Origin of the sequence: Candidatus Rhabdochlamydia oedothoracis (genome assembly GCF_019453995.1) — a bacterium.
Taxonomy (GTDB): domain Bacteria; phylum Chlamydiota; class Chlamydiia; order Chlamydiales; family Rhabdochlamydiaceae; genus Rhabdochlamydia; species Rhabdochlamydia oedothoracis.
The window spans coordinates 1-23,658 of record NZ_CP075587.1; the positions used below are offsets into that span (position 1 = coordinate 1).

The following is a 23,658-nucleotide window of genomic DNA, read 5'->3' on the forward strand; positions in this document are numbered from 1 at the left end:
TTATCAGCACATCTATGCATCATGTCGTAAAGATTATTTATTAGATCTGATAGGTGCAAAGGAAATTCTTCATGCGTAAGCCCTGAGGAAAATAAGGAGACTTCGAGTGTGTTCTTTTATATCTTGTTCTTTATACTATTGTAATCGTATTTATATCGGTATTTTTAGAGCTATATGAAGATCAGAACTTTAGATGAACAAACCATTAATCAGATTGCTGCAGGGGAAGTAATAGAGAATCCGGCATCTGTAGTAAAAGAACTGGTGGAAAATGCTGTTGATGCAAGAGCATCTCAAATTAAAGTGGAAATCTTGAGTGGAGGATTTCAAAGCATTACTGTTAGTGATAATGGATCAGGTATGAGCCGAGATGACGCTCTGCTTTGTTTTACACATCATGCTACATCTAAAATCCAGAAAGTAGAAGATTTATCTTATTTATCTACAATGGGATTTAGAGGAGAGGCACTCTCTTCGATTGCTGCTATTTCTAAGGTTACATTAATTACTTCTTATGCATCGGTAGGGGTTAAGCTGGAAGTAGAAGCTGGTAGGGTTTTATCCATAGATCCTGCTCCTAGAGTGAAGGGAAGTAGTGTGGAGGTGCGTTCTTTATTTTATAACGTTCCTGCTCGCAAAAAGTTTCAAAAAAGTGTTTCAGCAAGTAGTGCAGAGATTACCAAATTAATGACTTTTTTGAGTTTAGCTTATCCAGAAACAGGGCTTTCTTTATGGCATCAGGATAAGAGAGTTTTTGATTTTTGTGCTTCTGAAAATAGGCAAGAAGAAATACTTATGCGTGCTAAGACTCTGCTTAGTAATGATTTTGTAGAGGATATTCATACAATTGCACATAAGCAAGAAAGTTTTGAGGTCATGGGATTTGTAGCCTCTCCTTTAAAAGTGCGCGTAAATCGTTCGGGGCAGTACCTATTTGTCAATCGTCGAGTTGTTGTTTGCCCTATTTTTAGTTATGCAGTGCGAGATGCTTTTTCTACGCGCATTGAAAAAGATCGTCATCCTTTATTTGTTCTACATTGTACAATTGCTCCGCATTTAATAGATGTGAATGTCCACCCACAAAAAAAAGAAATTCGTTTAAAGGAAGAAAAATATACCAAAAATTTGATTCAATTAGCTGTGGAAAAAGCGTTAGAAAAAAGAAGCGGAAATCAAACTGGACTCATGCCTATTTCATATGGGCATCAAGAAACCTCTTTTTGGATAAAAGAACCATCTGCACATATTTTATGTGAATCTTTACCTAAATTCAAACAAGAATCATTTATAGATGCAATAGAGATCATAGGGTTATTTTCTCATTATCTTTTTTTACATCCTCAATCTGCTTTATTGAAAATAATAGACACAAAAGAAACCATAGCCATGATAGGGATTGATTTATATGCAGCAGAATCAAAGATTTTATTCGATAAAATGAGGAAAAATCAAGAACCTAAGGGATCACAAGCCTTGTTATTACCCGATACTATAGTTTTTTCCAAAGCAGAAAGCGAGGGGATATTGTGCATATTAGATGAATTGCATCAGCTAGGTTTGAGAGTTTATCCCATTGGCAAGACTGCTTTTTTAGTAGAGGCTATACCTGCATTTATGAAACAAGATCAAGTAAGAGATCTCATGTTAGAGTGTTTACAAGGTAATAAAGAAGAGAGGAATAGAAGATATGCAGCCATTTTATGCAGATGGGTTCGTAAAAATAAACAGCCATTTTCACAAGATAGAGCCCTGAGGTTAGTAGAGCAATTGCTTTGTTTACCAGATCCTCTTTTTTGCCCTTTAGGCAAAAGGATTATAAGTTGTATTACAAAGGTACAAATAGATGATTGGTTTAAATGAAAAGGAAGTTTTTTTGAAAAGAATAGCTAGGTTATGGGAGCAGTTAGAGAGTTCTATAGAAGCATGTTTAATTGAAGATCCCATAGATCTCTATTACTTGACCGGTTTATCTCTATCTAAAGGATCTCTTTTGTTGACTCGAAAAAAGCAGCTTTTACTTGTAGATGATCGATATTTTCAATCAGCTATAGAAAAAGCAGTTGTAGCAGTTGAAAGAGATCAACAGGTTGCTTGGGAAGAATTTTTTGCACATAGCTTGTTTAAAAAAATAGCCTTTGATTCTGAAAAGGTCTCTTATGAGCGATATCTTGAGCTGCAGAAATATAACAAAGATTTCATTGCTCATTCTAGCTTACTTAAAAATGTAAGAGCGATTAAAGATGCGTTTGAGATTGGGAAGATTACCATGAGCGCTCAACTCTTAAGACGAGGTTTTTCTCATATTTGTTCTCTTTTAAAAGTGGGGATTACAGAAAAGGAATTGGCTAAAGAATTTGAGATTTTCTGTTTGCAGCAAGGGGCGGATAGCTTGGCTTTTGAACCCATTATTGCTTTTGGTAAAAATAGTGCAATGCCTCATTACCATAGCCAAAATGTGGCCTTACAATCAAAAGATATCGTTTTAATAGATATTGGAGTCGTTGTCGATCACTATCATTCCGATATGACACGAGTTGTTTTTTTTGAAGAACCGCACTTACAGCTTTCTTATTTATATCAGATTGTAAAGCAAGCTCAAAAAGCAGCTTTAGATCTTTGTATTCCAGGAACCATACTTGCAGAACTTGATTTAGCAGCACGAGAGGTGTTTAAAAAACATGATTTAGAGCCATTTTTTGTGCATAGTCTAGGTCATGGAATTGGTTTAAGAACGCATGAATTTCCTCGAATTTCTCACCAAGGGAAGGAAGCACAAGTGGTTTTGCAAAAAAATATGGTTGTAACAATTGAACCAGGATTATATCTACCAGATATTGGTGGAGTGCGGTATGAAGATATGATTCTTATTACAGAAGAAGGATATCGTTTCTTTTACCCCATTGACCCACACGAATAATCATAAAAAAAAGCTATAAATCATTATGAAAAACAAGCTTGGATTTCGTCAAAAAATCATACTCAGCCATATTTTTTTATTTGTGGTTTTCATTGCTTTTGCTTTTCCGTTTATTACTAAATCGGTGCAAAGAATCCTATTTAATAGTTTACATGTAAGTACTTCTTACCTTGTGAATTTATTAGAGAAAGCACGAAATGAACAGCAAATTTTAACTCTTCTGCAAGATGCAGATGACTATATCTTTTTTCATGTCTCTCTTTTTAATGATAAAGGCGAAGCATTATATGATTCTTCTTTAAAACAAGTGACTAAAAGAGAAGAGATAAATCCTTTAACACACTCAGAGGTTGTAGATGCTTTAGGGCACAAAATTGTGTATTTTATAGGTTATAATAAACAAGAAGCAGAAAAGCTGGCGTATATTACGCTTCCCTTTCATGTAAATAACCAAACATACATTTTGCGAACAGCTATTCCCTTTTCTCAAATGCATGAATTTACTCGTGAATTTGAAATGTGGTTTTTGGCTTTCTGCTTTCTGGCCATGCTATTTTTTGCTGCAATTACTTGGTTGATTTTTCATCGGATTAATTATCCTATTCAACAAATTATTCGTGCGATCAAACCCTATCAGTTAGGAGTAGAAACCGTCATTAATCCGATTGTGTTGAGCGATTCTATCGATGAAAAAGATCAGTTTTATCAATTAGCACAAACATTAAATTCTCTTTCAGAGCATTTACGTCTTCACATTAAACAAATTGTTGATGAGAGAAATGAAAAAGAAGCTATTTTAGATTCCCTAGGAGAAGGAGTTATCGCGGTAGATGCAGAGATGCATATTCGCTATATCAATTTTATGGCTAGTAAAATGCTAAGGTTATCTAAAAAAGAAGTATTAGGAAATAGGTTTACTTTTATTTTGGAAGAAACACCTGATGCCAAGTTACTCAATAAATGTAGACAATTGCTAGAAAGCTGCCAAAAAAAACGTGCTTTACTAACCGATTCTATGATCGTTATCAATGGAAAGAAGAAATATATCGATCTTATTGCAGCCCCTAAAAACCATCGAAGTGGAGCTATTGTGGTTCTGCAGGATAATACCAGTCATTACAAAGTACTGGAGATGGGGAAAGATTTTGTAGCAAATGCTTCTCATGAATTGCGCACTCCCATTACCATTATTACAGGTTTTGCGGAGACTCTGCAGGATTTGCCAGACCTGCCGCGCGATGTTGTTATAGAAATCACGGAGAAAATCGTTCGTAATTGTCAGCGTATGGATAGCTTGGTCAAAAATCTATTGACTCTAGCTGATTTAGAAAATCTTCCTCCCTCTCGATTTACAGAATGTGATGTGGTAGCTGTTGTAGAAACCTGTCGCCAAGTCGTATTGTCCATTTATGAAAAGGCTAAGATTCACATTGAGAAAAGTGAGGAATCAATTCTTGTAGCAGCTGATCCAGATATCTTAGAATTAGCAGTTATTAACCTATTGGATAATGCTGCCAAATACTCTCCTCCTCCGGCTGAAATTTTGGTGCAAATTACACAACTATCAGAAGAGGTCTCTATTACCATCCAAGACAAGGGGATAGGCATCCCAACAGCAGATCTTGAGCATATTTTTGAGAGATTTTACACCGTAGATAAAGCGCATTCAAGACGTTTAGGAGGAGCCGGCTTGGGTCTTTCCATTGTAAAGACCATTATCGAAAACCACCACGGGGTTATTTCGGTAAAATCTGAAATAGGCGTAGGGACTACCTTTACTATTTTGTTGCCTAAGTTAAAACGGATACTACCTGTTTAATCCTCTTTTCTAAAGCTGAGTCCATTTTGGGTTTTTTTAGAAACTGTCTTTTTTTGATGTAATTGTGCTCGGCAATATTTTTTGATGGTTTCATACAAAGCTGTTTCTGTTGGGTATTGTTTAATCAAAGATTCTAGTTCTTGTTTATTGAATAGTTTTGTTTTCCCGCTTTCCCACTTCTTCTTTTCACCTGCAATAATTTTATGAGTGAACTCCTCTCCAAACATTGCTTGTAAAACAAAAAAATGAGCGGAGCATAAATAACAACAAGCTCTGTTTTTATGAATCATGAAAAAATCGGCAAGCGGTGGGATTCCTTTTTTTTGTTGAATATCGTATTGGTTAGTCCCTTGAATGATTTTATAATAGCTCTCTTGTAGAAGAGGGTCTTCTGGCATAAGTTCGCTCAAAATAGGTTCGTTTAGTATTTTTGCTTTAGCAAGCAAAGCATTTAACAAAGTGCAAGCTGCTTGGTTATCGGGTAATATAGTTGGGTAGATCAGACATAAAAGCCTAGCTGTAATAGCATAAAAAGGATGGTTTTGAGGTTCTTGTTCTTGAATTAAAGGATACAGATTCAATTGCGACCCTTTGAGTGCTTGTGAAAGACGAGGAGATTTGTATTCTGTCCTGCGTTTTACCGGAGCTTTAGGCGTATTTCCTTGTTTTTGTGTTGTAAGTGACTTATAGCTAAGACCTGCTACGCCATTAAAGTGTTTTTGTTTCGACTGGTAAAAATCTTCTATCTTATGTATTAATACTCCTGTCTCTTTTATATCCTTTAATAAGGAGTTGGATAGGAAAGTAAAAATCGCAAAAATTGCAAGAATAAAGGGGATTACATTCATGATTTTACAATATAGATAATAGGATTTTTTGGTTCTGTAACAAATAACACCAGATCATAGGTATCCTGATCTATTTTTAAGTGTAGGCAAATCATTTCAGGAAGTTGTGTTTTTGTTTTTAGCCATTTAGATTCCCAAATAGCTTTTGTTGGGTCAAATACCTCAAAGGTAAAAGCTTGAATATTTTCTAATAAGACCTCATCCCTTTTACTATTTTGTTTAGAAAAAGTGCTTAAAACAAGCTGCTTATGTTCATTTACATAAAGCATAGAATGAATCGTTCCACAAAAATTTATATCTTTATCTTTATTCTTATAGTAAAAAGACAATGCGGGATGATCTTCATAGGAATCTACATAGATACCAGATTCGTTTTTAGCCAGAGAATTTATGATTTGATTCATTCTCAAACGCATCATTTCACGAGGAAAAATGGTTTGTTTTAGTTGAGTGATTTCCTGCTTTTTCTCTAACGTTTGCCTAAGCAAAGAAAATAGAAAACTCAATATGATCCCTGCTAGAATCAAGCCAATCAAAACTTCTAATAAGGTAATGGAGTGCTTTTTCTTAGGCATTTTTAAGTCATCCTTAAAGCTGATAAATCCTACATTCCTAGACCTACAGCGCGATTTTTTTGAATTAATCCATACATTCGAGTAGCTGTTTCCCCAAATAATAAAATGATTTTTCTCCGAATCTCGTTGAGATTAGTGATCACTTCTCGAATAGTGTATGAAAGCAATTCATCGTAAAAATAGACCACACCTATTCCTTCCATAACTTGGAACATCCACCTTAAAGTGTTTGCCACTTCCTTGACTCAGCTGATTTAAGTAAAGTACTTTTTTGTGCTTTCAGTTGCTCTCTTAACCTATATTGGCCAATATTATAAATCATTAAACATAAAGTCATTATCATCATCAGAGCTTCTATTCTTCTGGGTAATTTAAGAAAAATAGAGTCGACCATAAACCAAGGATCTTTTAAAAAACGAAATCCTCCCTCCACATTCTGCTGTTCTTTATATTCCTCTAGTATTTGTTTATCTTTATAGCCTTCTGAATCCAATTCGTTAGTAGCCAAAATAAATCTTCCCTTCTTATTCAAGATATTGTTAATTTTTTCTTGATTTCTTCTAAACGATGTTTCCATTTTATAGTCAACTATGACCTTTTCAGCCCCATTTTTTGGTTTGCCTCGACCTAGATACTTACTAACAGACATGCCATAATTGTACACAAAAAAGGGGTTTCTCCTTAAACGGAGTAGGTTAAACTCTCCAATATAAACGAGATTTTTTCAAATCTCAAAACTGCTCGTTAAAGAGCAAAAAAAATGAGAAGCAACCCATGAAGCATTATATTGGATTAGATGTATCAATGAAAAGAACTTTTATCTGTGTATTAAATGAACAAGGTAAGACCGATAAAAATGATGTACGAGGGATTGCAGAAGCCCTTCAATCAGAAGAAAAAAGCATTTTATATCTTTTGTGGAATTTTGTACATTTTAAAAAGTGGTTGCCAGTGGCGTATGTTACCCATAGATTATCCTAAATGGGAAGTCTTTTCAAGTTTGAAGTGCACAGAAGAATTAAAAAAAGAATAGGCAGGCGATGAAAGAATCTCTATTGTGATTTTTAACAATCAAACACAAGGAGAGACCTTGCCTAAAGGCTACCATCACCTAACCTATGACCAAAGATGTCAGATTTATATTTTAAAAGCTAGAGGAGATACATCTAGCTCAATAGCAAACATTCTAAAAGTTCATCATAGCACTATTAGTAGGGAACTTAAGAGAAATAAAGGGCAACGAGGATACCGTCATCAGCAAGCTCAAGAAAAAGCATTTCTTAGAAAAAATTCTCAGCCCAATAAAAAAATGACTCCTCAAATAGTTACCCGTATTGAAGAAAAAATCAAGTTGCAATGGAGCCCTATACAAATATCCGGATGGCTTAAAAGACATGGTAAAGAACATGTTAGTCATGAGACCATCTATAATCATATCTGGAAAGATAAACGACAGGGAGGACAGCTTTATAGAGAGCTCCGTCATCGAGGGAAAAAATATAACAAGCAGAGAAAGGGAGCTTCTGGAAGAGGGAACATGCCTGGTCGTATAGATATTAAGCAACGGCCTTGTATTGTAGAAAAAAAGACTCGTTTAGGAGACTGGGAACTAGATACAGTCATAGGGGCAGGACATAAAGGCGTAATTGTATCAATGGTAGAAAGAACTTCCAAGCTAACTAAGCTCGCCAAAGTTTCTCATAAAACTGCAGAGGAAGTAAGTCAAGCGTTAATTGAACAACTTAAACCTATCAAAGATTTTGTACACACATTAACAGCAGACAACGGAAAAGAATTTGCCTATCACCAAATGGTTAGTTTCGAGCTAGAGACAGACTTCTACTTTGCAACGCCCTACCATTCTTGGGAAAGAGGCTTAAATGAGCATACAAACGGACTAGTTAGGCAATATTTTCCTAAAACACAAAGCTTTTTAGATACGACTTCCAAGGATATAGAAAGGGTGGAAACTTTACTAAATAACAGACCTAGAAAGGCTCTCAACTTCGAAACTCCACTAGAAGTGTTTACGAGATTATCTACAAACATGCTATGCTCGGGTGCACAATAGATGTTTTTTCAAGTATTTATATGTTCTTTTTTGTGCACTTCAAGGTTGAAAGGGCCGGAATTATGTTATTATTATTTCCATCTTTGGAATAAAAAAGATGATAAAAATTCTAAGATCCTGCTAGTATATAGTGGTTCCGATTCAATCGCATAGAAAAATATAGGATAACGACAAGTTTCAAGTCGTTGACTTGAACCCCATTAAGCTAGCCGTTTGAATTGGCACTACTATATATCAAGAGGTTTTGTCTCTTCTATAGAAACAAATGGCACCAAGCCCTACTGCAAGAAGGAGGAAAACGCTTAAACTAATTGCATTAGAAAAAAAAGGATGCTCTATTGCAGGGATAATACCAAGTACCGTTAACAGTGCGATGATCACACCTGTGCAAGCATCTCCTGCTACAAGGCCAGAAGCAGCTAATATCCCTTTTTCAGAAGCCATGGTCATGTGCGTTGTTTTTTCTCTTTTTTTCACAAAAAAGGAAACAATTCCTCCTAGCATCATAGCAGTGCTCAAAGAAAGGGGTAAGTACAATCCTAGAGCAAAAGGCAAAACAGGTAAACGAAGTAGTTCCATGGATAAACCTAAAAGCACGCCTACCAAAATTAAGGTAACAGGAATATTGCCTTGAATTACTCCTTTTGCAATTAAAGCCATCATGGTACCTTGCGGAGCTGGTAGCTCCGCAGAGCCTAATCCATAGGCTTGATCTAGTAAATATAGAGTGGTTCCAATGGCAAGGGCTGGTAGAAAAATACCGATAATCTCTGCAATCTGCTGCCATCTAGGAGTTGCACCGAGTAAAAAACCTGTCTTTAGATCTTGAGAGGTAGTGCCTGCTAAAGCAATAGCAATATTGACAACCACACTCATCGTTAATGCAGCAATCAGATAGATGCGCTCTGTCCAACCAATAGCGACAAAAATTAAACATGTCAGAAGAAGAGTTGTTAAAGTCATACCAGAAACAGGATTAGAAGTGCTTCCAACTATACCAACTGTTAGGGATGTAACCGCTACAAAGAAAAATCCTAGCACAGCCAGTAGTACGATAGTCGTTAAATTCATGGCAGATCCAGGGAGAAGCCAAAGAGTGATAATAATGGCTAAAGACCCAACAATGAGCCAACGAAGAGAAATATCTCGATCCGTTCTTGGTATATTTTTTCTAGGAGTTCTTTGGAATAGTTCCGTTAAACCAACAGAGAAGGTTTTACGGATAATGGGTGTAATTTTTATTAAGCTAATCAACCCTCCAATAGCTACTGCACCAGCGCCGATGTAACGAATATAGTTTGCCCAAATCTCTTCCGCTGACATTTGTGCAACAGGTATGGTTGCTGGGAAAATAACGGTCTGGTTAGAGCCAAATAATTGGATTAAAGGAATGAGAATCCACCATCCTAAAGCCCCTCCCCATAATAGCAAGCTAGTAATACGAGAGCCCACGATGAAACCCACACCAAGTAATGCAGCAGTGCAATCCATACTAAATTCTGTTTTTTGAAAAAAAGGCAGAACCCATTTAGGAGTTTCTTTTAGCAGTTGAAAAGCTCCAGAAAAGCATTTATGAATAGCTCCTACGATAATCCCTAAAAAGGCAAAAAAAGCCATTTTCTGAGAAGAGGTTCCGGCTTGTAGAATTTGAGCACATGCGGTCCCCTCTGGAAAGGGAAACCTCTTATGTTCATGTACAATGATATAACGGCGCATGGGAATCATAAACAGCACACCCAAAATTCCACCTAATGCAGCTAATACAAAAATGCGCCAAGCAGATAAACGCTCTCCTAAAAAAAAGAGCGCAGGAACGGTAAAAATTACCCCAGCAGCTAATCCTTCTCCTACAGAGGCAATGGTTTGTACTAGGTTGTTTTCTAAAATCGATACCTTTTTACAAAAAGTGCGTAAGATAGCCATGGATAACACAGCAGCTGGAATAGAAGCAGAGACAGTTGTACCGATTTTCAAACCTAAATACGCGTTACCAACTGCAAAGACTAATCCAAGGATCATCCCTAGCAAGATGGCGCGTAGAGTGAATTCTCTAGGTGCTTTTTCCGTAATATTTTTCATAATAAAGAAGAGTTCTTTATTTTTGAAAATGCCGCGGAAAGAGATTTTTTACTATTCTTTTTTTAATTCTTCTGTGCACTTCAAACTTGAAAAGATAACCTAAAACCAATACCATGAATTTCATAGTCAAATTAAGGATAATTATTTACAGAAATAAGCCATGTAAAAAATCTATGAAGGCGCTTGTAATTCGATGGTATTTTTGCCTTACTGTATAAAATAGTGGAAAGATCTAATAAATTTACTGTCCTTAACTACAAATAATCCTATTAATACATTAGACTTCTTTCGAAATTAAATTTTTGAGAGTAGATTTCTTGCATAACCCCTTATTTTAAAGCTTTCATTTATAGATTCCTAATCTTAACAAAAGCATTTCCAGCTATATCGCTCAAACAATCATATCTCCTGGATTAAAATACTTTAAAATTTTAGATTGCTTATTGGTTATGCAAGAGATCTATTGACTAATACGGTTAGTCTAGACTTCTTCCAATCAAAATGTTCTGCTAAAATATTTTTCAGTTCGCAATTATGTTTCATAATACCTCTTAAGATTGCTTTCTAGAAGTATTATGCCAGATATCTGGTCATATTTGCGGGCTATTCTTTTTATCTGCTCCTAAAAAATTGTCTTGTACAGAGAAAAATTACTTTAAAATACTAGTTGACTTATTCTTTCAAATTATTGACACTGATTTTTCTTAAAAACGAAAAGTAGCGTGATTTGAGGTTTTTGTTAGCCATAACATCTATGATATGCAAACTTAACCCTCTTTTAATGTTCTTTAAATATTTAAGATAATGAAAGAGAAAATCTATCGTCTAGCATTCTGTTAGAAACCTGGGATTAAAATCCTAAAGTAATATTAATGAATGAACGTATATTTTCTAAGAGCCTGTTTAAAATCTTTTCAAAAGTAGAGCAATAAAAGCAAGAACCACCATATTCAGGCTTGTATGTAGTTTTCTTTCGCAATTTTTCCATAGCCTGCGACATTTTTCTATCCACGCAAAAGAACGCTCTACAACCCATCTTTTGGGAATAACTGTAAAAGTATGAAGTGTATTTCTTTTAGCTATTTCTACTATACATCCTAATATCTCCTGCACACTCTTTGCAAATTTTTCTCCAGAATATCCTCCGTCTGCTAAAACATTTTTTACACCGAACAAATTGTTTTTATGTAGTGAAAATGCTTCTATAGTGGTTCCGATTCAATCGTATAGAAAAATATTTTGTTTTGTGTTAAGCTATTGAGTATGAAAAAACTGACCCCTAGCCAGAGAGCTGACTTAGAACACAAGTTAAAGCATCCAAAAGACTATTCTGAACGGAATAGGCTTTGTGTAATTTTGGGCTATGATGAGGGTATCTCAACAAAAAATCTTGCTAAAACACTCCGGATAAGCCCTATCACTGTTCAGAAATACCTCAGAGAATATGATTCCGAAAATAAAACTGGAAGTAGCCCTCGAGGCGGTAGCAAATCAAAACTTTCACAAGACCAAACAGAGTCTCTACTAAAACACCTACATGAAAAGACCTATCTTAAAGTCAAAGGGATCATAGCTTATGTGCATGAGCAATATGGGATAAAATATTCCCGAAGTGGCATGACAGATTGGCTCATACAGCACGGATTTGTTTATAAACGTCCTAAAAAGATTCCTGGGAAATTAGCTCCTGAAAAACAACGAATTTTCATAGAACAATATAGGGCTTTAAAGGAGACCTTAAACCCTGATGAAGAGATCTATTTCATAGATGCTGTGCATCCTGAACATCAGTCCCAAGCCGTATGTGGATGGATCAAAAAAGGCGTTCAAAAGACTTTGCAGACATCCGGGAAACAATTGCGATTGCATTTTGCTGGAGCTCTTTGCCTGACAGGAATGAAGATTTTTACAGAGGAATATAAGACAGTTGATGCCGATGCAATGCTCGATTTTTTCAAGAAGCTAGAAAAACAGACAGAGGCTCGAATTATTCATGTAATTTTGGATAATGCAAGATCAAACAAAAATAAGAAACTAGAAGAGTTTCTGATGTCTTCTAGGATTAAAGTGCACTATCTCCCTCCTTATTCGCCGAATTTGAATCCTATTGAACGCTTGTGGAAGATCTTAAAGGAAAAGAAGGTATACAATCGATATTACGAAACGTCGGTGACTTTTTTTCAGGCAATTAGAGGATTCTTCTTAGAAGAGATACCGAAAATAACAGATATTTTGAAATGTAGGATAAACGACAAGTTTCAAGTCGTTGACTTAAATCCCATTAAGCTAGCCGTTTGAATCGGCACTAGTATATAGTGGTTCCGATTCAATCGTATAGAAAAATATTTTGTTTTGTGTTAAGCTATTGAGTATGAAAAAACTGATCCCTAGCCAGAGAGCTGACTTAGAACACAAGTTAAAGCATCCAAAAGACTATTCTGAACGGAATAGGCTTTGTGTAATTTTGGGCTATGATGAGGGTATCTCAACAAAAAATCTTGCTAAAACACTCCGGATAAGCCCTATCACTGTTCAGAAATACCTCAGAGAATATGATTCCGAAAATAAAACTGGAAGTAGCCCTCGAGGCGGTAGCAAATCAAAACTTTCACAAGACCAAAAAGAGTCTCTACTAAAACACCTACAGGAAAAGACCTATCTTAAAGTCAAAGGGATCATAGCTTATGTGCATGAGCAATATGGGATAAAATATTCCCGAAGTGGCATGACAGATTGGCTCATACAGCACGGATTTGTTTATAAACGTCCTAAAAAGATTCCTGGGAAATTAGATCCTGAAAAACAACGAATTTTCATAGAACAATATAGGGCTTTAAAGGAGACCTTAAACCCTGATGAAGAGATCTATTTCATAGATGCTGTGCATCCTGAACATCAGTCCCAAGCCGTATGTGGATGGATCAAAAAAGGCGTTCAAAAGACTTTGCAGACATCCGGGAAACAATTGCGATTGCATTTTGCTGGAGCTCTTTGCCTGACAGGAATGAAGATTTTTACAGAGGAATATAAGACAGTTGATGCCGATGCAATGCTCGATTTTTTCAAGAAGCTAGAAAAACAGACAGAGGCTCGAATTATTCATGTAATTTTGGATAATGCAAGATCAAACAAAAATAAGAAACTAGAAGAGTTTCTGATGTCTTCTAGGATTAAAGTGCACTATCTCCCTCCTTATTCGCCGAATTTGAATCCTATTGAACGCTTGTGGAAGATCTTAAAGGAAAAGAAGGTATACAATCGATATTACGAAACGTCGGTGACTTTTTTTCAGGCAATTAGAGGATTCTTCTTAGAAGAGATACCGAAAATAATAGATATTTTGAAATGTAGGATAAACGACAAGTTTCAAGTCGTTGACTTAAATCCCATTAAGCTAGCCGTTTGAATCGGCACTAGTATATAGTGGTTCCGATTCAATCGTATAGAAAAATATTTTGTTTTGTGTTAAGCTATTGAGTATGAAAAAACTGATCCCTAGCCAGAGAGCTGACTTAGAACACAAGTTAAAGCATCCAAAAGACTATTCTGAACGGAATAGGCTTTGTGTAATTTTGGGCTATGATGAGGGTATCTCAACAAAAAATCTTGCTAAAACACTCCGGATAAGCCCTATCACTGTTCAGAAATACCTCAGAGAATATGATTCCGAAAATAAAACTGGAAGTAGCCCTCGAGGCGGTAGCAAATCAAAACTTTCACAAGACCAAAAAGAGTCTCTACTAAAACACCTACAGGAAAAGACCTATCTTAAAGTCAAAGGGATCATAGCTTATGTGCATGAGCAATATGGGATAAAATATTCCCGAAGTGGCATGACAGATTGGCTCATACAGCACGGATTTGTTTATAAACGTCCTAAAAAGATTCCTGGGAAATTAGATCCTGAAAAACAACGAATTTTCATAGAACAATATAGGGCTTTAAAGGAGACCTTAAACCCTGATGAAGAGATCTATTTCATAGATGCTGTGCATCCTGAACATCAGTCCCAAGCCGTATGTGGATGGATCAAAAAAGGCGTTCAAAAGACTTTGCAGACATCCGGGAAACAATTGCGATTGCATTTTGCTGGAGCTCTTTGCCTGACAGGAATGAAGATTTTTACAGAGGAATATAAGACAGTTGATGCCGATGCAATGCTCGATTTTTTCAAGAAGCTAGAAAAACAGACAGAGGCTCGAATTATTCATGTAATTTTGGATAATGCAAGATCAAACAAAAATAAGAAACTAGAAGAGTTTCTGATGTCTTCTAGGATTAAAGTGCACTATCTCCCTCCTTATTCGCCGAATTTGAATCCTATTGAACGCTTGTGGAAGATCTTAAAGGAAAAGAAGGTATACAATCGATATTACGAAACGTCGGTGACTTTTTTTCAGGCAATTAGAGGATTCTTCTTAGAAGAGATACCGAAAATAACAGATATTTTGAAATGTAGGATAAACGACAAGTTTCAAGTCGTTGACTTAAATCCCATTAAGCTAGCCGTTTGAATCGGCACTAGTATAGACAATTTTTTCGTTCAACCTGAAATCAGGTTAGATCAAACAAACTCGTTCCAAGAAAAATTTAAAGAAAAAGGAGCTCAGTCTATTGACCTTTCTATAAAAGGCAAATGCTCTTCCTTTTTACGCTCTTTGGTCAATATTAAAGTCACTAAAGAATCATGTGTTGCTGGTTTTTGCTTAGTTCCTAGTGTCAATCTAGGTTGGTTGAGAACAACTTCTCTAATGCGCCTTCATTACGCTTCTAAGTTTAGAGGGGGAACATTTTGTAAATCTGATTTTACAACTTCTAGCTTTCACCAAACAATCGATCAATTGCTCGTGGGTGCGCAATTTCTTGTCTCCCGCCAAGGAGACATCCAGTTATCTATAGGATATGAAGGGGTTTTTGGAAAAAAATCAACAGTGAATGAAATGAATATAAATGCGTGTTGGAGTTTTTAACTCTTGCTTTTGACCGTCTTATGTAGATGTTTAGTCCCAAAGTGTAATGGATTGGGTTAATTCTAAAACTTTTTGGTTTTTTTTGCCAACTTTTGATAACATGGTAGTACCGATTCAAACGGCTAGCTTAATGGGGTTCAAGTCAACGACTTGAACCTTGTCGTTAATCCTATATTCTTCTATACGATTGAATCGGAACCACTATATTTACCACTAAGTGTGAATTTAAGTCTTGTCTATTACACTTTAAGCGAATTGGTAATGTGCTCATGTTCTTTGATAGACATCCTCTAGACGAACAATATCATCTTCTCCCACATATTCGCCTACTTGAACCTCTATCAATTCTAGTAACACTTTACCAGGATTTTCTAGTCGATGAATCGCTCTTTTAGGCACAAAAATGCTTTCATTTTCAGATAGAATAGTTTCTTGTTGATCGATGGTAACTTTAGCCGTTCCTTTTACCACTACCCAATGCTCACTACGATGGTAATGCATTTGCAAACTCAGTTTCTGCTTAGGTTCAACTACGATTCTTTTTAATTTATAGCGCTCTGCCTCTTCTAATACGGTAAAATGACCCCAAGGACGATGCGATGTAGGATGCAAATAAGATTCCTTAGTCTCTCGCTTTTGCAACTCTTCTACTAAAGCCTTTACCCTTTGAGATTCTCTTCTTTTTCCAATAAATAACGCATCTGCGGTTTCTACAACGATTAAATCTTCTAATCCAATAGTAGAAATTAAACGTTTGTTGCCCATGATTAAACAATTTTTTGTATCTATATCTAAAACATTTCCCATTTTTGCATTATTATGCTGATCTTTTTCTAGAAAGTCATACACACTATCCCAAGATCCTACATCTGACCAATTAAGATCTAAACGCACAACTTTTGTATTAGTGGATTTTTCCATTAAGGCATAATCAATAGAAAGATTTGGTAGTTCAGAAAATCTAGCTACAAACTCTTTGAAATCTCCCGAAATTCCTATGCCAATTTCTGGACAGTGCTTTTGAAGTTCTTTAATAAACGTTTCAATTTGAAATAAAAAAATACCAGAGTTCCATAAGTGTTGGCCTGAAAGTAAATATTTCTGCGCCAGAGCAAAATCAGGCTTTTCTACAAAACTATCTACGTGATAGATATTTTCTTGTTCTTGCAAACCCAATTTAATATAACCGTAGCCTGTTTCTGGTTTATTAGGACGCACACCAAAAATTACATTTCTTGCTTTTTGTGCGATTTTTTCTGCTTCGACTAAAGCATGGATGAATATCTCTTGAGGGCAAATCAGATGATCTGAGGAGCAAATCAAAACACACTCTTGAGAAGAAATTTTTAAGAAAGAAGTTAGATAACAAATAGCAAGCGCAATAGCAGGTGCTGTATTTTTTTGCTCTGGCTCTATTAAAATCTGATTTTCTAACAGAAGAGAAATTTCCATGGCTTGTGTTTTTACCAAATGAAAATAATCTTGACTGGTTACAACCAAAATATCCTTTGGGTCAATAATAGGAATAAATCGTTCAATGGTTTTCTGTAATAAAGAGCGTTTTTCTCCAAAATGCAAAAATTGCTTAGGCATTTCTCTACGGGAATAAGGCCATAGCCTTGTTCCACTACCGCCTGCTAAAATGATGGCTTTCATATTTTTCCTCGGTTTTTTTATCAACAAGATTGCGAAACTCCGCATGAAATCTCTTTCTGCTAAACTTTTGCGCGTGTTGATAAATTTTATTTTGATCAAACTCTTTTTTTTCAAAACGAGCAATAGCATCTAATAAACTAGCCAATTGTTGTTTTTCAAAAAAAACTCCTGTCTGGTTTTCTATAACGGTTTCCAACGTCGCTCCTTTCCCAAAGGCAATGATAGGGACCCCTGCTGCTTGCGCTTCTAAAACGCAAATACCAAAATCTTCTTCAGCAGCAAAAATGAACCCCTTGGCTTTAGCTACATAAGAATGCATGATCTCATCGGGCTGATAGCCTAAGATTTCTACATTTTTTGTGGCTAATTGTTTAATTTTTTTCATTTCAGGCCCGCTACCAATTACAAGGAGTTTATGTTGAGGTAGGTAAGAAAAAGCTTTTACTATCAAATCCACTCTTTTATAAGGCACCAAACGAGAAACCGTGATGAAATAATCTTCTTTTTTATCTTGTATACAAAAACGCTCAACATCAACCGGAGGATAAATCACAGATGATTCTCTACCATAAAGTTTACGAATGCGGCGAGCGATATAATGAGAAATTGCTACAAAATGATCAACTCGGTTAAGTGATGCAATATCCCAATTGCGTAAATAATGAAGAGCAAATCGGGCAAACCCTCTTTGCCATATTCCTGCTCTTTCTAAATAACAATGCATTAAATCCCAGGCATAACGCATAGGAGTGAAGCAATAACACAAATGCAACTGATCTGGGTGAGTCAATACCCCTTTTGCTACTGCATGTGAAAGAGAAATCACCACATGATAATCCCTTACATCAAACTGCTCGATTGCTAAGGGGAAAAAGGGAAGATAGTAACGATAGCAGCTAGATCCAAAAGGCATTTTCTGGATAAAAGAAGTATGGATTTCTTTTGTTAAAAAGGCAGATTTAAATGTCTTTTGATTATGAACAAGAGTGTAGATAGGAGAGGGGTAAAGCTCATAAATAGCCTTTAGAGCTTTTTCTCCACCCGCTGATTCCACTAGCCAGTCATAAACAATTGCTGTTGTCATATTTCAATTAACTGATCGATCTTTTCCAAATGTTTTTGCGCAGATATTTCCCAGCTTAGGGTTTTTACAAGTTGTAATCCTCTGTTAATCAATTGTTGTCTTAAATCAACATCTATCATTACTTTTTCAATAAGCTCTGCTATATGTCGATAGTTATAGGGGTTGCAGTAAAGTGTTGCTGTCTTACAAACCTCTGGCAGAGATGCCGCGTAAGAACAGATGGTGGGGCAACCGCAAGCCATTGCCTCTAAAGGTGGGAGGCCAAAACCTTCATATAAAGAAGGAAATATCATTAACACAGCTGCTCTATAAAAGTCGACGAGCTCTTCATCCGAAACATTTCCCACAAAATGCAATCGGTGCTTTAAATGCTGCAAGCTTTGTTTAAAACATGAATCATCGAGGCGTTTCATGTCTTTAGAATTGCCAACACAAACAAAATCTATTTCGGAAAACCCTCGTTTATCTAACAAATCAAAGGCTAAAAGCAAGGCTTGTATGTTTTTATGAACTTTGAGATTTCCTACATACAACAAAAATTTTTTCTTAATATTAAACTTCTCTAATATTTGATGACTTCCCTTTTTCGGTGAGAATCTATCTAAATCAACCGCCAGAGGAATCACCTCTATTTTATTTGCTATAACGTTGGTATATTTGCACAATTCGCTTTTTGAAAAATGAGAATCTGTAATGATTTGATCAGACCGATAAGCTGCCTGTTTGATCAAAAACCCTGCATAAAAACGCTCTAATCGACTCAATAATTTAGGATAGGCTAAATGAAATAAATCATGAATAGTGGTTAGTCTTTTCTTAGAAGAAACAGGGAAAATAGGAACATTAAAATGAGGAGACCAAAAAAGATCGCAAGAGGGGATTTTCCTAGCAAAGTCTATTTGTTCTACTGGTGAATAAATAGGTGTAAAAATGGGGATCACTTCCATCCCATCAAAATAAGAGTTTTTTTGATGAGGATGAATTAAAACATACCAGTGTATGGGAGCTTGTTTTAAATGCTCCAATATATTTTTTAGATAAGTACCAATGCCAGATTGAACAAGCATTCTTGCATCCACACAAACCTTCTTCAAAAACAAACCTCGGTTTCTTTTCTAACGCTTTGCTGCACTAGTTTTAGATCACTATTAATCATGAGACTAACAAGCTCTTTTAAATTGGTATGAGACTTCCATCCTATTTTTTGTATAGCTTTGGTAGGATCTCCTATGAGTAGTTCTACTTCTGAAGGGCGAAAAAATTGTGGATTAACTTCTACTAGTACACGTCCTGTTCGACAATCAATCCCTTTTTCTTCTATTCCTTGCCCTATCCATTCAATAGTAGTACCCACTTCCTGAAAAGCTAGCTCTACAAAATTTCTGACGCTTGTCATCTCTCCTGTAGCTAATACAAAATCTTCTGCAGTAGCTTGCTGCAATATACGCCACATGCCTTCTACAAAATCTTTAGCATAACCCCAATCCCTTTTTGCATCTAGATTGCCAAGCTGTAGTCTTTCCTGTTGTTTGTGCATAATTCTAGCTACTGCTAGGGTAATTTTACGAGATACAAAATTTTCTCCTCGACGTGGGCTTTCATGATTGAATAGAATCCCATTACACGCAAATAGATCCCAGGCTTCTCTGTAATTAACAACAGCCCAATAAGCATAAAGCTTTGCTACTCCATAAGGAGATCTAGGATAAAAAGGAGTTTTTTCCGTTTGAGGAGTTTCCTGTACTTTGCCAAATAACTCTGAAGTAGAAGCTTGATAAAATCTCGATTTTGAACAGATCTTACGTATTGCTTCGAGTAAACGCATTGTTCCTAGAGCATCCACATCTGCTGTATGTATAGGCATTTTAAAAGAGGTGCCAACATGACTCATCGCTGCTAAATTATAGATTTCATCTGGTAAGACGGATTGAATTATGCTTTCTACATTGCTTGAATCGGTAAGATCTCCTTCATGTAAATGTAGATCTTTATGCAGATGAGAAATTCTTCCTAGATTACAATGAGAAGATCTCCGCACCATTCCATGCACCTCATAACCTTTTCCTAGCAAGAGCTCTGCCAAATAAGATCCATCTTGTCCTGTTATTCCTGTAATAAGCACTGTTTTCATAAGCTTTTCCTTTTCAATAAAATACTAGAATCATTTTTACATATTAACAATTATATATAAAGCTTTAGAGCCTGTTTAAAATCTTTTCAGTTAAGGCATTAATGATAGTTTTCATAAAACCTTTGGAGGTAATTATGACCCGCTCTTATCCAAGCGATATCTCTCGTAAGCAATTTAGCAAAATCCATCTAATACTTGAGTCTACTGGCGTATGTTACCCATAGATTATCCTAAATGGGAATTATGTGATTATTATTTCCCTCTTTGAAATAAAAAAGATGATAAAAATTCTAAGAGTACTCTTGAAATAGTTTTAAAAAAAATGGGTTGGCGAGGTCAGAAAAAGCAGTGGTCGGAAAGAGAAAACAAGCTTTGTAATTATTGATGCTCAAAGTGTTAAAAATACTGATGCAGCGGAAAAGATAAGGATATGATGCGGGGAAAAAAATATCAGGAATAAAAAGACATATAGCAGTCGATACCCAAGGGCTTCCTCATGCGATTCACAAATGGGTGTATAGAAGCATTTTCACTACATAAAACCATTTGTTCGGTGTAAAAAATGTTTTAGCAGAGGGAGGATCTTCTGGAGAAAGATTTGCAAAAAGTGTCCAGGAAATATTAGGATGTATGTTAGAAATAGCCAAAAGAAATACACTTCATACTTTTACAGTTATTCCCAAAAGATGGGTTATAGAGCGTTCTTTTGCGTGGATAGAAAAATGTCGCAGGCTATGGAAAAATTGCGAAAGAAAACTACATACAAGCCTGAATATGGTGGTTCTCGCTTTTATTGTTCTACTTTTGAAAAGATTTTAAACAGGCTCTTAAGAGCTTGTCTGAAAGAGATACCTGTTTTATGCTTAAGTGAAAAAATAGTTATTTCAAGGAGATCCTAATTATGCTAAGATTTGTCTTTTTAACCTTTTGTCTTTTGTGTGTAAAAATATCTTTTGGCTCTGAAGTTGGGCCTAAAATGCGTCAACCTCACTGGTCTTCTAAGATTATAGAAACCTATCCCAATTCAAATCCTAAAAAAGTGGTATTCTATGATCGGGAACCGAGTCAAGTTGTTAAGCAAATTTTACTCTATCCCAATGGACAGATTAAAACAGAAACAGATCTATCTGTAATCGAGGATGGGGAGGAATTAAAAGCTGTACCTCATGGTGTGTGTTTGTTTTTTACAGCCGAAGGGAAATTAGAGAAGAAAATGATCTATGATCGTGGAGTGTTACATGGAACCATGAAGCTTTTTTTCCCAGATGGAACGCTGCAAGGAACTTGTGGGTTTAAACAGGGACAAAGAGATGGATTAATGGTTTCCTATCACCCCAATGCAGAAAAAGCAGAAGAGGTGATTTATGAAAATGGGAAGATTATCGGTGAGGTGATCAGATATCACGAGAAGGGAAAACGCGCTGCTGTCATTCCTTATGAAGAGGGTGTTCCTCATGGGTGTGCAATGGAATGGTATCCAACTGGTAGGAAAAAAACCGTTCTTCAATATAAAAATGGATCTCTTCATTCCAATGGTAGAGATCCTGCGGTTATTGCCTATACGCCCGATGAGGTGATGCAAGAGGTTCAAGATTTTTGTGAAGGAAAGCTTGTAGGATTACATGTCAAATATCATGCTAATGGACAAGAGAGCTATAAAGTAGCTTATAAAGAAGGTTTAAAAGAGGGGAAAGAGCGCTTTTTCAGTACAGAAGGTAAATTACTAGGAGAAGGTAATTACATAAAAGGTCAGCCGATTGGTAAGCATTGGCGCAAAGCAGAGAATGGCGTACAGATTTTATCTGCGCATTTTGATGAGAAGGGCAATACCATAGAACCTATCATTGAATGCAATGACAAAGGACAACTCATTGCTCATTACTCTCTACTAGATGGTAAAAATCATCAAAAATATCTGCAGTGGCATGATAATGGAAACCTTAAAGTAGAGTATAACTACGATATGGGTAAACTCAATGGGGAACAGAAAGAGTATTATCCATCGGGACAGATCAAGTTAAAAGCTATGTATGTAGAGAATGAAAAAGAAGGGCTTTACGAAGAATGGTATGAGAATGGAAATCTCGCACAAAGAGCTGTTTTTAAAAATAAAGGTTTAGATGGTCTTTATGAACAATGGTATGAAAATGGACAACTTAAAACCCAGGAACATCATGTGATGGGTAAATTAGACCAAGAACAAAAACATTGGCATGAAAACGGGGTTTTGCAATTAAGCATTCAATTTGATTTAGGAAAAAAGCAGGGCTTGTATCAAGAATGGAATAATAAAAAAGAGCAGATTGTATGCGCTAACTACGATCAAGATAGGTTAATAGGTGTTGTAAAAGCATGGTGGAGTACAGATCTTCTTAGAGAGATCACACATTATGATGAGGAAGGAAAACTCAATGGTGTGCATGAAGAATATTATCCAAATGGTCAACAAAAAGCATTTGTGAACTACTCTAATGATTTATTAGAAGGAACCATGAAAACCTGGTATGAAGATGGCGGCCCTTGTGCAATTAAAACTTTTAAACAAGGTCTCCCTGTAGGAGAACACAAAGAGTATTATTCTGCTCAACAATTACAAGAAAAAAGTGTGGTTAACGCAGACAAAAAACTTTTACAAATTGCCCAACATGTATTTTTTGATGAGAAAGGAGAAATGCACGGTAAACAAAAAGTGTACCATCAAAATGGAGCTCTTTTCTCGTGCGTGCATTATGAACATGGCCAAATGCATGGAAGTAAAGCCATTTGGTCAGCTGATGGAGTGTTAGTAGAGGAGGCTAATTACAATCATGGAAAGCTCGATGGACGGTTTTTTGAAAAGTTGCCTGATGGCAGAGAAGTTGTGTATCACTATAAGGATAATCAAAGAAACGGTATTCACGAAGTGTATTACCCGCCGAATGAATATTTTGCAAAAACCAAAGCCTTTGAGTCTTTCTTCGTAAATGACCAATTGGAAAAAGAGGTTATAGAATATAACGAAGCAGGAGTAAAAGTAGGAGTTACCCCTTATGTAAATGGGAAAAAAGAGGGAATTGCTAAAATATTTTCACCAGAGGGACAATTATTAGTGGCTATACCTTTTCATCAGGATAGTAAAGAAGGGATATGCGTACAATATTACCCCAATCAGAAACCCTTTGTAGAAACACCTTATCAGCAAGATAAGAGAAAAGGAACTGAGAAAACCTACCATTTGAATGGAGAGCTGGCCAAAAGTGTAGAGTATGACAACGATCTTATGAATGGTCTTTATCAAGAGTGGAATCAAGCAGGGATTCTTGTGTTTGAAGCGGAATATCAAGAGGGTAAACGACATGGTAAATTTAATAAATTCTACGATGATGGCTCCCCCTATATCTCTCAGACCTTTCTCGAGGATGAGCTACATGGTGTGAAGAAGAAATACGATAAAGAGGGCAAAATGGTAGAATCTTTTTATGAAAGAGGAAAAGAGGTATGACCCGCTTTTTCTTAAATCTACTAAAGA

At 36.1% G+C, this 23,658-nt stretch carries 17 protein-coding genes and 3 pseudogenes; 11 read left to right on the forward strand and 9 right to left on the reverse strand.

Going from position 1 to position 23,658, the window contains the following annotated elements; all coding sequences use genetic code 11:
- The first annotated feature begins 174 nt into the window (after positions 1-174).
- Genes mutL through RHABOEDO_RS00015 form a run of 3 tightly spaced genes read left to right on the forward strand, consistent with a single transcriptional unit; the run spans position 175 to position 4,736 of the window.
- On the forward strand, positions 175-1,860 hold the full coding sequence (gene mutL / locus RHABOEDO_RS00005) for a DNA mismatch repair endonuclease MutL (RefSeq protein ID WP_215217315.1): 1,686 nt from the start codon (positions 175-177) through the stop codon (positions 1,858-1,860).
- Positions 1,844-2,917, forward strand: coding sequence for a M24 family metallopeptidase (locus RHABOEDO_RS00010; RefSeq protein WP_215217314.1), 1,074 nt, complete (start codon positions 1,844-1,846; stop codon positions 2,915-2,917). The genes mutL and RHABOEDO_RS00010 overlap by 17 nt, the downstream gene beginning before the upstream one ends.
- 25 nt (positions 2,918-2,942) lie before the next feature.
- Positions 2,943-4,736 carry a sensor histidine kinase gene (locus RHABOEDO_RS00015; RefSeq protein WP_215217313.1) on the forward strand — a complete coding sequence of 598 codons (1,794 nt, stop codon included), beginning with the start codon at positions 2,943-2,945 and terminating at the stop codon, positions 4,734-4,736.
- On the opposite strand, the gene RHABOEDO_RS00020 is transcribed toward RHABOEDO_RS00015, so the two are convergent.
- From RHABOEDO_RS00020 to RHABOEDO_RS00030, 3 genes are all read right to left on the reverse strand, one after another.
- Positions 4,733-5,317, reverse strand: a complete 585-nt coding sequence (locus RHABOEDO_RS00020) for a hypothetical protein (RefSeq protein ID WP_220017616.1) — start codon at positions 5,315-5,317, stop codon at positions 4,733-4,735. The genes RHABOEDO_RS00015 and RHABOEDO_RS00020 overlap by 4 nt on opposite strands.
- A gap of 263 nt (positions 5,318-5,580) precedes the next feature.
- Entirely contained in the window at positions 5,581-6,111 is a 531-nt protein-coding gene (locus tag RHABOEDO_RS00025; RefSeq protein ID WP_220017617.1) for a hypothetical protein, read from the reverse strand.
- Positions 6,112-6,379: 268 nt separating this feature from the next.
- The gene (locus tag RHABOEDO_RS00030; RefSeq protein WP_220017618.1) at positions 6,380-6,823 is read right to left on the reverse strand and encodes an IS1634 family transposase; all 444 of its coding nucleotides are present in this window, start codon (positions 6,821-6,823) and stop codon (positions 6,380-6,382) included.
- A gap of 243 nt (positions 6,824-7,066) precedes the next feature.
- On the opposite strand from RHABOEDO_RS00030, the pseudogene RHABOEDO_RS11260 reads away from it, so the two are divergent.
- Together RHABOEDO_RS11260 and RHABOEDO_RS00040 are read left to right on the forward strand one after the other, a co-directional pair.
- Positions 7,067-7,144, forward strand: a pseudogene (locus RHABOEDO_RS11260) (transposase); the annotation flags it as partial.
- A gap of 72 nt (positions 7,145-7,216) precedes the next feature.
- The gene (locus RHABOEDO_RS00040; RefSeq protein ID WP_215216525.1) at positions 7,217-8,230 is read left to right on the forward strand and encodes an IS30 family transposase; all 1,014 of its coding nucleotides are present in this window, start codon (positions 7,217-7,219) and stop codon (positions 8,228-8,230) included.
- Between the two features lie 234 nt (positions 8,231-8,464).
- Here RHABOEDO_RS00040 and RHABOEDO_RS00045 read toward each other — a convergent pair whose 3' ends face one another.
- Positions 8,465-10,309 carry an OPT family oligopeptide transporter gene (locus RHABOEDO_RS00045; RefSeq protein ID WP_215217734.1) on the reverse strand — a complete coding sequence of 615 codons (1,845 nt, stop codon included), beginning with the start codon at positions 10,307-10,309 and terminating at the stop codon, positions 8,465-8,467.
- 903 nt (positions 10,310-11,212) lie between these two features.
- Positions 11,213-11,488 (reverse strand): annotated as a pseudogene (locus RHABOEDO_RS00050) (transposase); the annotation flags it as partial.
- An 84-nt stretch (positions 11,489-11,572) separates the two neighbouring features.
- Between RHABOEDO_RS00050 and RHABOEDO_RS00055 the strand changes: the two are divergent.
- The 4 genes from RHABOEDO_RS00055 (at position 11,573) to RHABOEDO_RS11230 (ending at position 15,279) form a co-directional block, all read left to right on the forward strand.
- Positions 11,573-12,607 (forward strand): IS630 family transposase, encoded by a 1,035-nt coding sequence (locus RHABOEDO_RS00055; protein ID WP_220017620.1) that lies wholly within the window; start codon positions 11,573-11,575, stop codon positions 12,605-12,607.
- A gap of 73 nt (positions 12,608-12,680) precedes the next feature.
- Entirely contained in the window at positions 12,681-13,715 is a 1,035-nt protein-coding gene (locus tag RHABOEDO_RS00060; RefSeq protein ID WP_220017621.1) for an IS630 family transposase, read from the forward strand.
- A gap of 73 nt (positions 13,716-13,788) precedes the next feature.
- The gene (locus RHABOEDO_RS00065; RefSeq protein ID WP_215216421.1) at positions 13,789-14,823 is read left to right on the forward strand and encodes an IS630 family transposase; all 1,035 of its coding nucleotides are present in this window, start codon (positions 13,789-13,791) and stop codon (positions 14,821-14,823) included.
- Between the two features lie 12 nt (positions 14,824-14,835).
- Positions 14,836-15,279 (forward strand): autotransporter domain-containing protein, encoded by a 444-nt coding sequence (locus tag RHABOEDO_RS11230; RefSeq protein WP_256439924.1) that lies wholly within the window; start codon positions 14,836-14,838, stop codon positions 15,277-15,279.
- Between the two features lie 267 nt (positions 15,280-15,546).
- On the opposite strand, the gene RHABOEDO_RS00075 is transcribed toward RHABOEDO_RS11230, so the two are convergent.
- The 4 genes from RHABOEDO_RS00075 to gmd are packed head-to-tail and all read right to left on the reverse strand — an operon-like array spanning position 15,547 to position 20,150.
- Entirely contained in the window at positions 15,547-16,935 is a 1,389-nt protein-coding gene (locus tag RHABOEDO_RS00075; protein ID WP_215217514.1) for a mannose-1-phosphate guanylyltransferase/mannose-6-phosphate isomerase, read from the reverse strand.
- A complete protein-coding gene (locus RHABOEDO_RS00080) occupies positions 16,907-18,019 on the reverse strand; it encodes a glycosyltransferase (protein WP_215217515.1) in 1,113 nt (370 codons plus the stop codon). Before RHABOEDO_RS00080 ends, RHABOEDO_RS00075 begins: the two co-directional genes overlap by 29 nt.
- Positions 18,016-19,098 (reverse strand): glycosyltransferase family 4 protein, encoded by a 1,083-nt coding sequence (locus tag RHABOEDO_RS00085; protein WP_220017622.1) that lies wholly within the window; start codon positions 19,096-19,098, stop codon positions 18,016-18,018. Before RHABOEDO_RS00085 ends, RHABOEDO_RS00080 begins: the two co-directional genes overlap by 4 nt.
- An 11-nt stretch (positions 19,099-19,109) precedes the next feature.
- Entirely contained in the window at positions 19,110-20,150 is a 1,041-nt protein-coding gene (gmd, locus tag RHABOEDO_RS00090) for a GDP-mannose 4,6-dehydratase (protein WP_215217517.1), read from the reverse strand.
- Positions 20,151-20,284: 134 nt separating this feature from the next.
- Between gmd and RHABOEDO_RS00095 the strand changes: the two are divergent.
- Positions 20,285-20,969: pseudogene (locus RHABOEDO_RS00095) on the forward strand (transposase).
- A gap of 82 nt (positions 20,970-21,051) precedes the next feature.
- Positions 21,052-23,631: a toxin-antitoxin system YwqK family antitoxin gene (locus RHABOEDO_RS00100; protein WP_215217174.1), complete on the forward strand. Its 2,580-nt coding sequence runs from the start codon at positions 21,052-21,054 to the stop codon at positions 23,629-23,631.
- Positions 23,632-23,658: the final 27 nt, after the last annotated feature.

Coding starts and splice junctions, on each gene's coding strand:
- gmd (WP_215217517.1), bottom strand. CDS start 20,150: ATGAAAACAGTGCTTATTACAGGAATAACAGGACAAGATGGATCTTAT.
- RHABOEDO_RS00060 (WP_220017621.1), top strand. CDS start 12,681: ATGAAAAAACTGATCCCTAGCCAGAGAGCTGACTTAGAACACAAGTTA.
- mutL (WP_215217315.1), top strand. CDS start 175: ATGAAGATCAGAACTTTAGATGAACAAACCATTAATCAGATTGCTGCA.
- RHABOEDO_RS00055 (WP_220017620.1), top strand. CDS start 11,573: ATGAAAAAACTGACCCCTAGCCAGAGAGCTGACTTAGAACACAAGTTA.
- RHABOEDO_RS00045 (WP_215217734.1), bottom strand. CDS start 10,309: ATGAAAAATATTACGGAAAAAGCACCTAGAGAATTCACTCTACGCGCC.
- RHABOEDO_RS00010 (WP_215217314.1), top strand. CDS start 1,844: ATGATTGGTTTAAATGAAAAGGAAGTTTTTTTGAAAAGAATAGCTAGG.
- RHABOEDO_RS00075 (WP_215217514.1), bottom strand. CDS start 16,935: ATGAAAGCCATCATTTTAGCAGGCGGTAGTGGAACAAGGCTATGGCCT.
- RHABOEDO_RS00080 (WP_215217515.1), bottom strand. CDS start 18,019: ATGACAACAGCAATTGTTTATGACTGGCTAGTGGAATCAGCGGGTGGA.
- RHABOEDO_RS00065 (WP_215216421.1), top strand. CDS start 13,789: ATGAAAAAACTGATCCCTAGCCAGAGAGCTGACTTAGAACACAAGTTA.
- RHABOEDO_RS00100 (WP_215217174.1), top strand. CDS start 21,052: ATGCTAAGATTTGTCTTTTTAACCTTTTGTCTTTTGTGTGTAAAAATA.
- RHABOEDO_RS00015 (WP_215217313.1), top strand. CDS start 2,943: ATGAAAAACAAGCTTGGATTTCGTCAAAAAATCATACTCAGCCATATT.